The sequence below is a fragment of the Planococcus sp. RAB007_Raresut genome (genome assembly GCF_057369535.1).
This window is the reverse complement of sequence record NZ_JBXYIF010000052.1, coordinates 1-349: the sequence shown is the minus strand read 5'-3', so window position 1 is coordinate 349 and position 349 is coordinate 1. Positions and strand designations below refer to the sequence as shown.

1 protein-coding gene is annotated in these 349 nt (G+C 37.2%); it reads right to left on the bottom strand.

Features of this window, described 5'->3' with window-relative positions; translation table 11 throughout:
- Window positions 1-349: hypothetical protein (locus AC2Q9J_RS17725; protein ID WP_499041982.1), on the bottom strand; the 349-nt coding region annotated here is incomplete at both ends.

The window sequence follows — 349 nt, the reverse complement described above, 5'->3', positions numbered from 1 at the left end:
TGAACACGAGGTGGGATATCCTGATGTCGTTCAGCTTGTTTTAATACAATCCATCTTAACTGCGTTTGGGCTTCTTGTTTGTTGGCTATTAATTGAGTTGTACTTTGATAAAAATCGTCTTCAAGATAACGTTTACAACTAGCAAGAACGCTGTATTCTAAAGGATGTACATCTTGAGGAAGTAATAATCTGCTGAACTGTTGAAGTAACTGTTGGCGATTTGTTGGATTTAATGCTGAAAATGTTTGTTGATGACCAAATTCAGAATGAATGAGAGGGTAAATTCCGGCCTTCTCGTAAAACCGATTCTGTTGTTCATATTTCCACAAGTACACACCGAATAGCGTAA